Source organism: Sorangiineae bacterium MSr11367, from assembly GCA_037157805.1.
GTDB classification, from domain to species: Bacteria; Myxococcota_A; Polyangia; order Polyangiales; family Polyangiaceae; genus Pendulispora; species Pendulispora rubella.
The window spans coordinates 5,603,838-5,617,258 of the sequence record CP089983.1 but is presented as its reverse complement, the minus strand read 5'-3'; the positions used below and the strand labels follow the sequence as shown (position 1 = coordinate 5,617,258).

The 13,421-nt window shown below is 62.1% G+C and carries 5 protein-coding genes; 2 read left to right on the top strand and 3 right to left on the bottom strand.

The features are described 5' to 3' along the window. Nucleotides 1–2,711: 2,711 nt before the first annotated feature. The 3 genes from LVJ94_21610 to LVJ94_21600 all read right to left on the bottom strand — a co-directional run bounded on the left by LVJ94_21610 (nucleotide 2,712) and on the right by LVJ94_21600 (nucleotide 7,350). Complete coding sequence (locus tag LVJ94_21610) at nucleotides 2,712–2,927, bottom strand: hypothetical protein (protein ID WXB09815.1); 216 nt, start codon at nucleotides 2,925–2,927, stop codon at nucleotides 2,712–2,714. Nucleotides 2,928–3,316: 389 nt separating this feature from the next. Next, the gene (locus LVJ94_21605) at nucleotides 3,317–4,210 is read right to left on the bottom strand and encodes a hypothetical protein (GenBank protein WXB09814.1); all 894 of its coding nucleotides are present in this window, start codon (nucleotides 4,208–4,210) and stop codon (nucleotides 3,317–3,319) included. 1,523 nt (nucleotides 4,211–5,733) lie between these two features. Further along, on the bottom strand, nucleotides 5,734–7,350 hold the full coding sequence (locus LVJ94_21600) for a hypothetical protein (GenBank protein ID WXB09813.1): 1,617 nt from the start codon (nucleotides 7,348–7,350) through the stop codon (nucleotides 5,734–5,736). A gap of 217 nt (nucleotides 7,351–7,567) precedes the next feature. Between LVJ94_21600 and LVJ94_21595 the strand changes: the two genes are divergently transcribed. Both LVJ94_21595 and LVJ94_21590 read left to right on the top strand, forming a co-directional pair. After that, on the top strand, nucleotides 7,568–12,964 hold the full coding sequence (locus LVJ94_21595; protein ID WXB09812.1) for an AAA family ATPase: 5,397 nt from the start codon (nucleotides 7,568–7,570) through the stop codon (nucleotides 12,962–12,964). After that, nucleotides 12,948–13,412 carry a response regulator gene (locus LVJ94_21590; protein WXB09811.1) on the top strand — a complete coding sequence of 155 codons (465 nt, stop codon included), beginning with the start codon at nucleotides 12,948–12,950 and terminating at the stop codon, nucleotides 13,410–13,412. The genes LVJ94_21595 and LVJ94_21590 overlap by 17 nt, the downstream gene beginning before the upstream one ends. Nucleotides 13,413–13,421: the final 9 nt, after the last annotated feature.

Below are 13,421 nucleotides of genomic sequence, written 5' to 3'. Positions count from 1 at the left end.
CCACGCACAAAGCGAAGCCTCGACATTTCTGGTATCTGAGTCGAGAGGCTTTTTCATCCGTGGGTACCCTTTTCTCCGCGCGCCATGATGTGTCCGGTCGGTGATTTATTGTTGCGCCTTGGCCCCGCTTGCAGCGCAGGTACTTCCGTGTGCCACAAAATCCGTGGGTATTCGTCGTGCGTTATGAGAGAACAGATAGCATGCGGTCCGACATCTCCCGGACTGCCTGGTCCGAGTTGCCCGGTTTGCCAATTGACGACTAATTTGAAGTCTTCCTCACGTAGTGGCCCTACGGTCGATATGGACCAAGGCGAAGCGAACGACGCTGATGCTCAGCGTTGATAGTGCGAGTGGCGCAACGTTATATGAAATATCCAATTTCCAACTAGTCGATATGGCGAATGTTTGTTGCCTATGTTGGTTTCCGATGCAGCCATGACCGCGCGTCCATGACCGCCGGCAACACTGCCAATGTCATATTGGTAAGGAGATGATGTTTGGCCAACCGTTCGGATAAAGAGACTGCCATCATCTGGCCGCTGATGACGACAAGTGACTATAATCGCGCCACCGCGATGTGTTTCGTAGAATAGCGGAAGGCAGATGATATAGTCTATTTCGTTAAATTGCCAAGCACATTTGGTTAATTCGTTTTGATGTATGCGTGTTCGCTATAGCGGACGATCGACGGCGTGGGCACTCGTTTCGCCCGGTGCGCTCGAAGCGGCGCGAGCTGGGCATCTCAACGTATTCGGTATCCAGCGATGTGAATTCGGGTGCAGCAAACGCTCATGGCAACTCATGGATGCGATTTGCTGTTTGCTACTCCTGCAGCGCGTGAATCTTGCTGTCCGGGACGACGGGGATAGTTGCATTTGCTCGAAAAGGCTCTGCTGGGCGCGGGAATCGGCATATCCGAGCCACGCTCATGACTTCCAACTGGTTGCTCGTTGATTCCGCAGCGAGATATCCCAGTTGACGCACCTTATGGTAGCGAGGATCGATGGCATCAGCGGCATACGCGAACTTGACGTGCGACCGTTGGCAACCCGGCGATCAAGTGCGGACTCCGAGGACGAATGGCTATGTCCTTCCCCGACCGCACGGGCAGGTTCGCGAAATTCGTTCTTGCCCCATCTCTTCTCATTATCCATTTCGGGGCCGTGGTTCCGTTCACCGCGGAGCGTCTCCTTCAAAGAATGGACGCACCCCCGCGTGTCTTGGTGCACACAAAGTCCGCTCGAAATGGCAGTAGCCATCTCGCACGACTCGGGGCATCGTCCGGCTCGACCAAGAAATGGAGGCGGTGCCGTGGTGACTCTCGTGCACCTCGGCGCCCGAGGGCAGCTCGGGTCGTGGGTCGCAACGATTCCGTTCGTTGCAATGCGGATCCGATGGACGCCCCGACGCAGAGTTAGTTGTTCACCTGCTTCGACGGACAAAAGAATCGATCGAGATTTTCGCACGGGGAGCAGCTGGCAAGTGCCGACGTTACAACGAAGCGCTCACGGCGAAATGGTGCAACGCATGGCAGGATCACGGACCCGCCAAGTGCCTGCGTGAAGCAAAACAGAGGTCGATGGTCGACCGGACGAAGCCCGCCAAGAAGGGAATGCGCCCAGAAGACGTGGACCCCGGAGCGGAAGTTTGCCGCCGTCATCGAGGGGGGCGCGACTCGGTGCGCCATGACGCTGCGGCCCCTACCTGTAATCGGACGATACCACCGTGTTGCGAGCGCACGAAGGTTGGCTATGCAGAAATGAAATACGGAGATCGACGATTTTTGGCGAGCCTTCCGCCAGTACGCGGATGCTCCCCCCATCCGCGTAGAGCGAGGCGTCGCCGTTGCTGGTATTCGAGTCGAGAGCTCGCTCGCGAACAACGTGTCGGTGGGCTTCTCGATACGCATCTAGTTGTTGCCATTACATACGAACCTTGTAACGAGGATCCACCTCCGCGAAACCGGTGCAAGAAAGACCAGCATTCGCCACCGTCCCCGTTCTTGGCATTGCACTCTTCGCTGGAACCTCGTTGTTGTGTGAGATGCAAACATCCGATGTCTCGAGAGTCTCCTCGTTGAGTCCTCCTCGCAGTCAGCTAGGATTGGATCAAAGGAAACCGGTGTCAAACGCCAAATCTGCTTTGCATTCACTTTGTCAAGCTCTCCGTTCCAACCGGTCGTACATGATAGACATAGCGGCCGCAACGGACGAACAGTCATCCGATGATGCCTGTCATTATTGTGACGTTCGTGAAGGCGAAGTGGCGGCAAGAAATGCCTAGAAAGGATTACTGCGCGAGCGCGTTGCTCGTTCCAATTTTGAAATCGCGCGTCACGCTCAAGCAGCATTGGCACAATGAGCCATCTTCAACAGCGGTTGCTGCTTACATCGGAGCAGTTTCCGCATGGCGTGTGGGGTGCGGTGCTGCTCGTGCAGCGGATACTGGTTCGCGTTCAGCCCGCGGAAGGTGCAATCGAAATGCGTACCAGCCGAAGCATACGAGCGACGCGGTTTCCGGCGATATTGCGAGACCTATCCGGCTACATCCAAGCGGATGCTCATTGTGTATGATTCACGTTTCGAGAGAGGCTCGCGCCCACCCGGAAGACAACGCTCCCGAGGAGGTTGCCGCCACCAAGTAACGTCTCCGGTCGGCCTTCTTCGCATGAAGAAGAAAGCGGTGCCGGGAGCGATCGAATGACATGGGACTCATATTCCGTGTAGCTCGACGAGCGAATCGCCGAACTTCACAATTGGGTTCATCGAGGATGCGTAGGCGCGCGGGCGTAGCAGCCGAATGAGCACCACGGTCACGCGGAGCATGTCGCCGCCATCGCGCACGCCCAAGTGCCGTCCTGCGGGTGACCACGGCGTGCAACGTGGCGCGCCGACGAGGAGATCGAGCCCGGCCCGGCGACCATCCATGTCGGACCTCCCGGTTGCCCATAGGCGCGGCAGGCGAACGCGAGCGCCGCCCGTGCGCTGGAGAACGCGTCTTGTCAAGGTTGCCGGCATCGATGGCAAGCCCTCTTCGGGGGCGCTCTCCGCCGCCCTCGGTGGCCATGGAGGCCGTCCAAATACAGCACAGCCCCGCAAAATTTGGCTCTTCTCCCGGCGAAATTCGCACCTCCTCGGGGACTGAAAATCCCCGTGTCGGCGGTTCGATTCCGTCCCTGGGCACTACGAGGTCGGCGTGATTTCCACCGCCGACCGTGGTGTGTCGCGAAGGGGCACGAAGGTCGCTGCTCGTGGCCTGGTTTGCTTCCTGTGCCGCACGAATTGGTCCTGCGCCCGCAGGATCTAGCCTGGCGAGATCATCGTCGTGCGCCTGGAACCTTGGCATGTGGGTCGACCATGTTGTTGCGCAGCACAATCGCGTGACCCGCAGGGTCGTAAAATCCCCAGCCATCGAAGAGGATCGCGTCGAGTGCGCGCGCTGCCTTCTTTGACGCTGCGAGCTGCCTAGGCTCCAAAGGACGCGTCGTTGCGATTCGTAGAGCCGCCTCGGATGCAACGAACGGCTCGATGGCCGCCCGGCGATAGCGGCCCTTGCCGACCTTCTTCACCGCGTCGAAGACGTCAAGCTCTCGCGCCAAGCGCTCGTCCCGGCGAGCGCCGTGCAATTCTACGACGGAGACCTCCGTTTCGTCGTCGATGACCAAGTTTTTGGCAGCGTCGCGTAGATCACTTGGTGACGATTTTGCCGAAAGGAGCCAAAGCGATCGCGGGGTAAGTGCGCGCGGGTCGAAGTCGCGTGAGGCGGAGAGGACGAGGCGGTCCACCTCATCTCGGATCTCCGTCTTCGAAACGACGATGCCGTGGATCACACGAGCAACCGTGCGCAACATGGATCCGTCACGATCCCCGAATGAGCCGCGGACTTCGACGGACACTTTCGAACTCGACAAGGCGAACAGGACTTTGTCGCGGCGCTCTTGGGCCTCGGGAGGCACACCCACGGCGAGCAGCTTGTCTCTCAAGTCGAGCACGCGGTCCGTTAGCTCGGACGCCATGCTCTCGGTCGACGTGTCGAGGATCACGAGGTTGCGGTGTGCGGACGCGATCGCCGAGCGGATGGCGTCCGGCCGCTCCCCCGACAGCACGAACCCCTTTTCGGTCCAGCTCCCTGCGGGGCCTGGCCGCGCGGGTGGCGATGGGAGGTGCGGAGAACCTGCTTGATGAAGTAACGGTTTTGCTCGCGTCAGCATTGGTCTCCCTGTTTCTGTGTCCGTCGCAACATGCGCCTCGCGCTTGGATTTCTACGGCTTCCGGTCCAGTGCGCTTGCAATGTTGGTTCGCCTATCATGCGCGGAAGTGAGCTCCGAGCCAATCCGTGTTGCGAAGCCCAGTGTTTTCCCGAGCGCAGCACACCACGGACGTGCGGCATCGCTTGCCTCCCACGCCGTAAACGCTCCCGTGGCACCGTCCGCGGCCGGGCCAAGGGAAACGTAGCAACTGTATTCGCCGGACCGACCGATGTCGAGAGCATGAGGCAGCAGCGGCGCAACGCCGTGCGGTAGATCATGGACGCTGTCCGTCGAGCCTTGGGCACCCAGAGAAGGTTAGACGGAACCGCTGGAACTTGCACTCATGCGTTGCCGCCGTGGCCTCTCACGCACGAGTGCGGCGACTCCGAGGCCATGACCGCGGAAGAGCGCGACTTGGCGAAAAGAGGCGGCGTGCCCGGCGGGACCGAGCGCGAAGGAATGGCGCCCGACGCGGGCTTCCTTCGCCCGACGCTTCCAACGAAGTTCCCCTCCGACGCCGCGCAACGATCCACCACCACCTTCCGGCAGGGTGCAGCTGAGCCTCCGATAGCCCGCCCGACACGCGGCGACTCGCTCGATGTCGTCCGCGGTGGAGAAGCGCAGTTGATGGATGGTGGCTCTCAAGGTCGAAGAGCGGCTATTCCCTCTCGAGCAAAATGTCAGCGAAAGCAGAAATTCGATATCGCGGTTTGAGTCACCCGCGGGTAGGTCGGCGGGAACCAAGCCCGCCTGGAGAATGAGCAGGCACCGCGAGCGGCCGTCGATTGTATCGGATGGACCGCTCGTGCGCCGGCTCGTCATCTTCCGACGTCCACCAATATATTACCTATCGCATTGATCGGCCTCGCCGGCTACCACGGTTTTCCCGTTGCTGCAGGCACACTCGTAGCGGCAGATTCCATGCGAGAAAGGCGGTTCATTGCTCCAATTGCACCAGTGGATTCCTCTGCTTCCTACGCCCGCGCCATAAATCTGTGGGCAATCCCAAGTCCGGCAGTTTCTCTGAACCGTCCGAATCTCCGCATTGGAACATCCGGACAAAAGGGCTTCTGTCGACGACGCGGTTTGGTCGGGTTCCTCGATTCGACTCGATTCGGCGGTATTCTCCTCATCGAGTTCGGTCGCGGCGCAACCAGCCAGGGGAAGCGAGAGCAGCATAGCGGCGATGATGGCTTTTGCGAATTTCATGGGTACCTCCCAGTTCGTCAATAGGCGGCGCTCCTCGAACAGGCTGCCGCGAATGGTTCGACGGATGCCGACAGCAATCGACGTGCCGGTGCACGAGACCGCCGTCAGGGTGGAAGGCTTCCAGGTGGAGCATGAAGAAGGACAAAAAGCGGCCTGTCGGACGCAGACCGCGTCAACGCCGTGTACCGCTACGGTGTACCGTCTGTCCCAGCCCGTCGGTACATCGAACCATGGTGGTACACCGACGTGCGGGGCACCGAGATTCTGAATCGGATTTAGAACTCGTGCGAGGGGGTCGCGAGGCCGGGTTTCGATCCCGGAATGGTGGTGCGCCCCTTCTCTTCGGGAACCCCATTGCCTCCCGGGCCAACCTTGATGACGGTGTCATTCAAAATCGGCGATAGTCCTCTGTAAAGAACGCCGATCGAAGGGCCACCACCGCCACTGCCACTCGCGCCGGCCAAGCCGCCGGCGCCGCCGGCGAATCCGCGGAGGGCATCTCCAAAAAGTGGAAGTGCCGGACCGGCCTCGCCTCCGGCCGTGGGCGCGCTTCCAAAGGTGCCTCGGCCTCCGGCGCCGCCGGAGGATGTCTCGACGGAGGCGTTACGAAGTTGAAAGGGGCTGTTCAGCGACACGATGGCCAAACTTGCGCCGCCGCCCTGGCCGGGCATACCGGCGATGCCCGGGCAGCCGCCGGCGCCCCCGCCGGAACCGGGTGGGCCCATGGCGATGGTTCCCTGCTTCGGGGTCAAGCCATTGCTCGTGGCGTTGCGGCCGCCGCCGCCGCCGCCCGCTTGGCCAGGCCGCCCATCCGTTCCAGGGGAGCCGTCGCTTGTGACGTACACGCTGTTTGGCGTCAGGAGGATGCCGCCGAAGTCACGACCACCGGACCCGCTCGTTCCCGGATCGCCGGGGTGTCCGTCGCGCCCGTTCGTGTTCGTATTGGCCTGGCCACCGGAGGCACAGGCTTCCGTTCCTCCGCCGAATGGCCGTCCGTCTTCCACCCATCCGTCCGTCCGTCGCCAGCCGGATAGGAGGTCGTACACGAACCAGGCGCTTCCCCCCGAAATCCCGCCCGAAGGCGTACCGTAGGTACGGCCATTGTCGTCGACGCATCCGCCGACTCCCCCGGGGCGGCTCGAATGCGTGGCCTCACAACTCGTCTTACGACCCGAGCAGGCACCGGTGACGTCGTAGAGGCAGCAGTCTTCCGTGCTCGGGGCACCGGCTCCGTCCATATTGGCCGCGGGCCGCAGGGTGGGACCTTCTTTGCCGTCGGCTCCGTTGCCCCCCACGCCTGCGTGAATCTTCGTGTTGACGATGGAGAGGCCCATCGAATCCGTGGCCAGGAGTCCGACCGAACTTCCCCCGGGCTCCCACGCGTCGGGCGCGACGATCTCGAAGCCATCGAAGTAGACGTTTTCAGCCAACACGGCGCGCACGGCAGGGCTCGTACGGGGCGCAATTTTCGCTCGCTCTTGGGTGACCTTCCAATGGCCGCCCGCGCAATCGAAGTAGCCAAACAACGAGACCTTGCCCGAAAGTACGATCGGCTCGACGTATTTTCCGGAGCACACGTAAACGCGCCGCCCTGTGTCCAGCGCGGCATAGATCGCCTTCTGCAGCGAGCCATACGGACGCGCCATGGTGCCATCCCCGGCGTTCGCCGCCGCACCGGCCGAGACGAACAATCCGCACCGATCGCTGATGCCCATCGGATCGTCGGCCGGGAACGCCGCCGGGCAATTCTCGGGAACTGGCCCGGGGTTGCCATCCGGTGCGTCGATCCCCCCGTCGGGCGGGGCAGCGCCCTCCTCCGAATCGGAGTTCCCACAGCCGTAAGCGAGAAACCAAGCTACCGAAAACGACGCAAGAAGGGCGACGTGTCGCATAAGAATTCTCCAGGGTTGCGTTGCAGCACCCTCGATATCGACCGCCACCCCCGAGCCGTTGCCAAAAATCGACGCCGTGTGTTGTCGAAAGTGGGTGTTCAATTTTGGCGCCACCGCACACGAGATCGCCTCGGTTGAAACGTTTTGTCCGGGGCCAGCGGTCGCTCGAAACACTGTGCGACGGCATGGCTGGGTTTGAAACGCATCTCATGCCACCATGGAGCTCGGGGGAGAGATGGTGGAAGGATTCACGATCGAGGCGACGATCTCCGCGAGCACGCGCTCCGTCGTTTATCGTGCGCGCCGTGCAGCAACGAGCGCCTCGGAATCCGGAACGGTCGTCCTGAAGGTGCTGCAAGGAACGAGTGCGCGCCGCGAAGACCGTGCGCGCTACCGCCACGAATTCGAAACGGTTCGGCGCGTTCGCTCCTCTTCCGTCATACGAGCGCACGAGCTTCGCACCGACGAAGGGACGACCTTTCTCGTGCTCGAAGATTTCGGCGCCACGTCCCTCGACAAACTTGCAGCCGAGCGGGCGTTCTCCCTCGAGCAGACGCTTCGAATCGTCGCCCAAGTCTGCTCGGCGCTCGATGCGATCCATGGCGCCCAAATCGTTCACAACGACGTCAAGCCGGCCAACATCGTATTCTGCCCCCAGTCGGGCGAGGCCAAACTCATCGACTTCGGAGCCAGCACGACGCTCACCACACCCGTCTCCAGCGATGCGAACCAGCAGGTCCCGCTGGAGCGTGAGTTCACGCTTGCCTATATTTCGCCCGAGCAGACGGGGTGTATGAATCGGGCCATCGATCACCGGACCGATTTGTATTCACTGGGGGTGACGCTGTACGAGCTCTTGACCCACCGCGTCCCGTTCCTCGGCAGCGATGCGCTCGAATGGGTGCATGCCCACCTGGCGCGACGCCCAAAGCCTCCGGCCGACGTCGACCCGACCATTCCGCGGGCCGTTTCCGAGGTCGTCATGAAGTTGCTCGAGAAGAATCCCGAGGACCGATACCAGAGCGCCATCGGCGTCAAGGCGGACCTCGAGCGCTGCATCGCCATCGGGCTCACGAACCGCGAGCAGTGTTTTCCGTTGGGGGAGGACGACATTCTCGACGCCTTCTCCATCCCGCAAAAGCTGTATGGGCGCGAATGGGAGATTGCGCGGCTGGTGGCTGCGTTCGAGCGTACGGTGGATGGGCCGTGTGAGTTGGTCCTCGTTTCAGGTTATTCGGGAATCGGAAAAACGTCGCTCATCCGCGAGCTTCACGTACCCGTCGGCCGCCGCCGCGGCTACCTCATCTCGGGAAAATTCGATCAGCTCCGCCGCAGTGTTCCGTATGCGGCCATTTCCGAGGCGTTCCATGAGCTGGTCCAGCAGCTCCTGTGCGAACCGCAACAGAGCCTCACGAGGTGGCGCAGCGAGATCCTCGGCGCCCTCGGCAACAAGGCGCGCGCGCTCTTCGACGTCATTCCCGATCTCGAACGGCTGCTCGGCCCGCAACCGGAGGTGCCGAAGCTCGGCACCATCGAGACGCAAAATCGCTTCGACCTCGTTTTTGGCAGCCTTCTCGACGTGCTTTGCCGGCCCGAGCATCCGCTCGTGCTCTTCATCGACGACCTCCACTGGATCGACTCTGCGTCGCTCCACCTTCTCGAGATGCTCGTGGCCGCGGGCGAGCGGCGCAATCTCTTGGTCATCGGTGCCTATCGCAACAACGAGGTCGGCCCTGCCCATCCGCTCAAGGGGTTCATCGACGGCAGAAGGGCCGCACAACTCGTTTTGGAGGACATCGCACTCGGTCCCCTCGAGCCGGCCGACATGGGCGCGCTTTGCGCCGACGTGTTCCATCGCAGCAAGGACGACGTCGAGCCCCTCGTCGAGCTGCTGCGGCAGAAAACCGATGGCAATCCCTTCTTCGTCAATCAGTTCCTCCGCGCTCTCCACGCCGACGGCGTGCTCACATTCGATGCGTCGGCACGCCATTTCACCTGGACAGCCGAGGCCATTCTCGAGCGCAACGTCACCGAGAACGTCGCCGATCTGTTGGCCCGTCGTCTCTGCTCCCTTTCGCCCGAGTGCCTTCGTACCGTGCACCTCGCCGCCTGCATTGGCAATCAGTTCGACATCAAGACGCTGGCCTGGATTTGCGATGCATCCGAGGAGGCTGCGTACGCCAAGCTCCTGCCGGCGCTCCACGACGGCTTCGTTCTCCCGACCTCCGGTCTCGAAACCACCACGGGCGATACCACTCCCGTACTCGTGCACCGCCAATTTCGCTTCTTGCACGACCGCGTCCAGCAGGCCGCTTACGATGCCGAGGACGTCGAAGCCCGAAAGCAATCGCATCTGCGCATCGGTCGCCGGTTGCTCGAGCACGCCGGGGCCGGCGAGGAGCACATCTTCGCCATCGCCGACCATCTGAACGCGGCCCGGGAGCTCGTCACCCCCGCCGAGCGACCCACGCTCGCGCATCTCAATTCGTTGGCCGGGCAGCACGCGAAGCGCGCCAATGCCTATGCTGCGGCGAGTGCTTATTACCAAGCGGGCTTTGCATGCGTTGGCCCCTGGGAACGAGAGCACGAGGCCAACATGAGCATGCGCCTCGAGTTGGCGGAGATCGAATACCTACTTGGCCACTTCGAGCTCTCCGAAAAGATCAGCCTCGAGCTCATGGATCGCGCGCGCACGCCGATCGAACGTGCCGAAGTTTGCAAATTGCTTTTGTGGCTCTATACACTCGAAACGAAGCATCGAGACGTTCTCCGATGGGGCTGCACTGGATTGCGCGCGCTCGGCATCGACATCGACGAAGATGGGGATCTGGACGCGGCACTCGACATCGAATTGACGGGAATCGAACGCGGCAGGGCCGGGCGCCCCATTGCCTCTCTCATCGATCTGCCGGAAATGACGGAACCCGCGATTCTCGTTGCGATGCGACTGCTCGTGGGCATGCTCCCGAGTTCGTACATGACGAACCAAGAGCTCGACGGAGTTCTGGCCGCCAAACTCGCCAATCTGTCGATCACTCATGGGAACTGCCCGGAGTCGTCGACCGCATATGCCATGTTCGGCATTTTCCTGAGTTCACGATGCGATGCTTACCGCGCGGGCTACGAGTATGGCATGCTCGGCTGGCGACTCAGCGAAAAACACGGCGAGCGCTCGCACACGTGCAAAGACGGCACGCACATGGGGGCATTTCTCTCGCCGTGGATGGAGCACCTTCAAGCGAGCCTGCCTTTCTTCGACGAAGGGTATCGCTGCGGGCTCGATGCTGGCGAATTGCAATGGGCCGGGTACAATCTGATGTTCCGGGCCATCAATCTTCTTCATCTCGGGGAACCGCTCGCGGAGGTCAATCGAGAAATTGGCGAAGCTTTGCGCTTTTCGGTCCAAACACGCAACGACGTGGCGCGCAGCTTTCTCGAAGCCATTCAGTTCCGGGTTCTCAATCTTCTCGGCAAAACCTCGGGCGAGAGCGTCTTCTCGCTCGGCGACGTCGATGTCACGTCGTGGTTGAAGAAGAACGAAGGGCAGGGGACCCAAGTTACGATTCTCCATATCGAAATAGCGCAGGCGCTGTACATTCATGGTGATGTCCCGCGCGCCCTCGAATGGTGCCGGAAGGCCGAGGAAAATCTGCCCTACATGCGGGGCCTCGTTCAAAACGCCCCGCACGCGCTCTTCCATGCGCTCGCATGGCTCGATGTCGGGGCCGCCGGGGAAGGTGCGGAGGCCATCGAGCAGTGCCGGCAAAGGCTTTCGCGCTGGGCCGAGACATGCCCGGCCAACTTTCGGCACATGCACTGGATCCTCGAGGCCGCCCTGGCGCGCGTGGCCGGCGATTCATGGCGCGCGCTCACCTTGCTCGACGATGCGAGCCGCGCGGCGAGCCGGCAAGGCTTTCGGCAGTACGCCGCGCTCGCATCCGAGCTCGCGGGCAAGCTCCTGATCGAGTCCGGCCGGCGCGAGATGGGCCTCCCCTACATCACCGAGGCGCGCGAGGCCTACCAGGCCTGGGGCGCCACGCGCAAAGTGGCACAACTCGATCGCATGTATGCACAAGTGTCGATACCTCGGCCGAAAGATAGCCGTCCCTCCGCGCCCTCGGCGGAGTGGAGTAGCTCGGGAAACCTCTCCGAGTCGATCGATCTCGCGGCGATTTTCAAGGCTTCCCAGACGATTTCCAGCGAAATGGAGCTCGATCGCGTCTTCGGCGTGCTTCTCGAAATGTGCCTCGCGGCCGCCGGCGCCGAAGCCGCCGTCTTAATGCTCGCCGAGGAGCGGGCCAGCGTTTCCTCCGGAGACCTGGAGCTTCGGGTCGTCGCCCGCGCCCGCGCGTTCGAGCAAGCCGAGGTTCGAGCCATCCCGCTCGAGGAGTGCTCCGACCTGGTCCCCGCCGTTGTCCATTTCGTCGCGAGAACGGGCGAGCCTCGCGTGCTCCACGACGCGATCTCCGACCCCATGTTCGGACGCGACGAGATCGTCCAGCGGCGCGTCCCCAAGTCCATTCTGTGCGTCCCCATCATGCGCGGTGGCGGTCTGATCGGCGTCCTTTATTTGGAGAACAACCAGACCACCGACGCCTTCACGGTGGCTCGAGTCCGGGTGCTCACCGTCCTCGCTTCCCAGGCCGCCATCTCCCTGGACAACGCCCGCTTGTATTCTGCACTGAAAGACAACAACGAGAAGCTCACCGTCGCACTCGACGCGGCGCGGGAGAGCGCTCGCCTCAAAACCGAGTTTCTCGCCAACACGTCGCACGAGCTCCGTACGCCGCTCAACGCCATCGTCAACATCCCCAACGGCCTCGCGGCCCGCCTCTCCGAGCGGGTCGCGTGGACGTGCTCCTCGTGCCACCAGCTCCTCATTGCACGAGCTCTTCCCATGGGTGAGGCCGCGTCGGGCTCGGGCGACGCGAATTGGTCACCGGATCATTGCCCCCGGTGCGGCGCCGTCGCAGCCTTTTCCAAGCAGAAGGTGTGCCTGTATCGCGGACAATGGGCGGACGCCATCGGATATCTCCGTGTCGTTCGCACCAACGGCGAGCAACTCATTGGCCTCGTGGAAGATCTGCTGGACATGAGCCGCCTCGATGCCGCGCGCATGCGCATCGAGCCGACGGAAGTCGATGCGCAAGACGCCGTACGCCAGGTGGTCGACAAGATGCGCGGGCTTGGCGAAGCGCGGCACATCGTCGTTCGACGCAGCGCGGACGGGAGCGCGTCCATGCTCGAAGCCGATCCGGGCAGGCTGCAGCAGGTGCTCATCAACCTGGTGGACAATGCCATCAAGTTTTCCCGCGAAGGGAGCACGGTCGAGGTCGGGGTCTCCAAGGAGCATGGCTTCGTGGTCTTCCGCGTTCGCGACGAGGGGATAGGTATCGCCGCGTCGGAGCAGGAGAAGATCTTCCAGAGCTTTTACCAAGTCGATGGAACGAACACGCGTCACGCGGGCGGCGCTGGACTGGGGTTGGCGATCTGCCGGGAAATCGTGCACCTCCATCACGGCAAGATATGGGTCGAGAGCTCGCCCGGACAGGGGTCGACCTTCTTCGTCCGACTCCCTTGCATCGAGGAGGCCCAGCGTGCCCGACGTCCCTGAAAGCATGCCCGCGCCGCGACCACTCGTGCTCTACGTGGACGATGATGCGGGCAACCTCGCGGCGGCTCGACTGCTTCTCGAGGATCACTATGAACTGCTCGAGGCTGAAAATGACGAGCAGGCGTGCACGTGCCTGAAACGCGAAGGCGAGCGCCTCGACATGATCCTGATGGACATCCAGTTGAAACGCTCGCACCTCGATGGCGTCGGGCTGGTGAAGTTGATACGTGGCACCCTCGATCGCGCCGGTCTCCCTGGGTACACACTCGACGTACCGGTTCTTGCGACGCCGGTCATCTTTCTCACCGCCTACGGTCGTCTGTATCCGTCCGACGAATTGTTTCGCGCCGGAGGGGCCGACATCGTCATCAAGCCGGTCGACTTCATCAAGCTCTCCAACGCCATGGCCCGCTACTTGACCCACCGGGCACTGTCCCGTCTCGGTTAGGCATCGAAC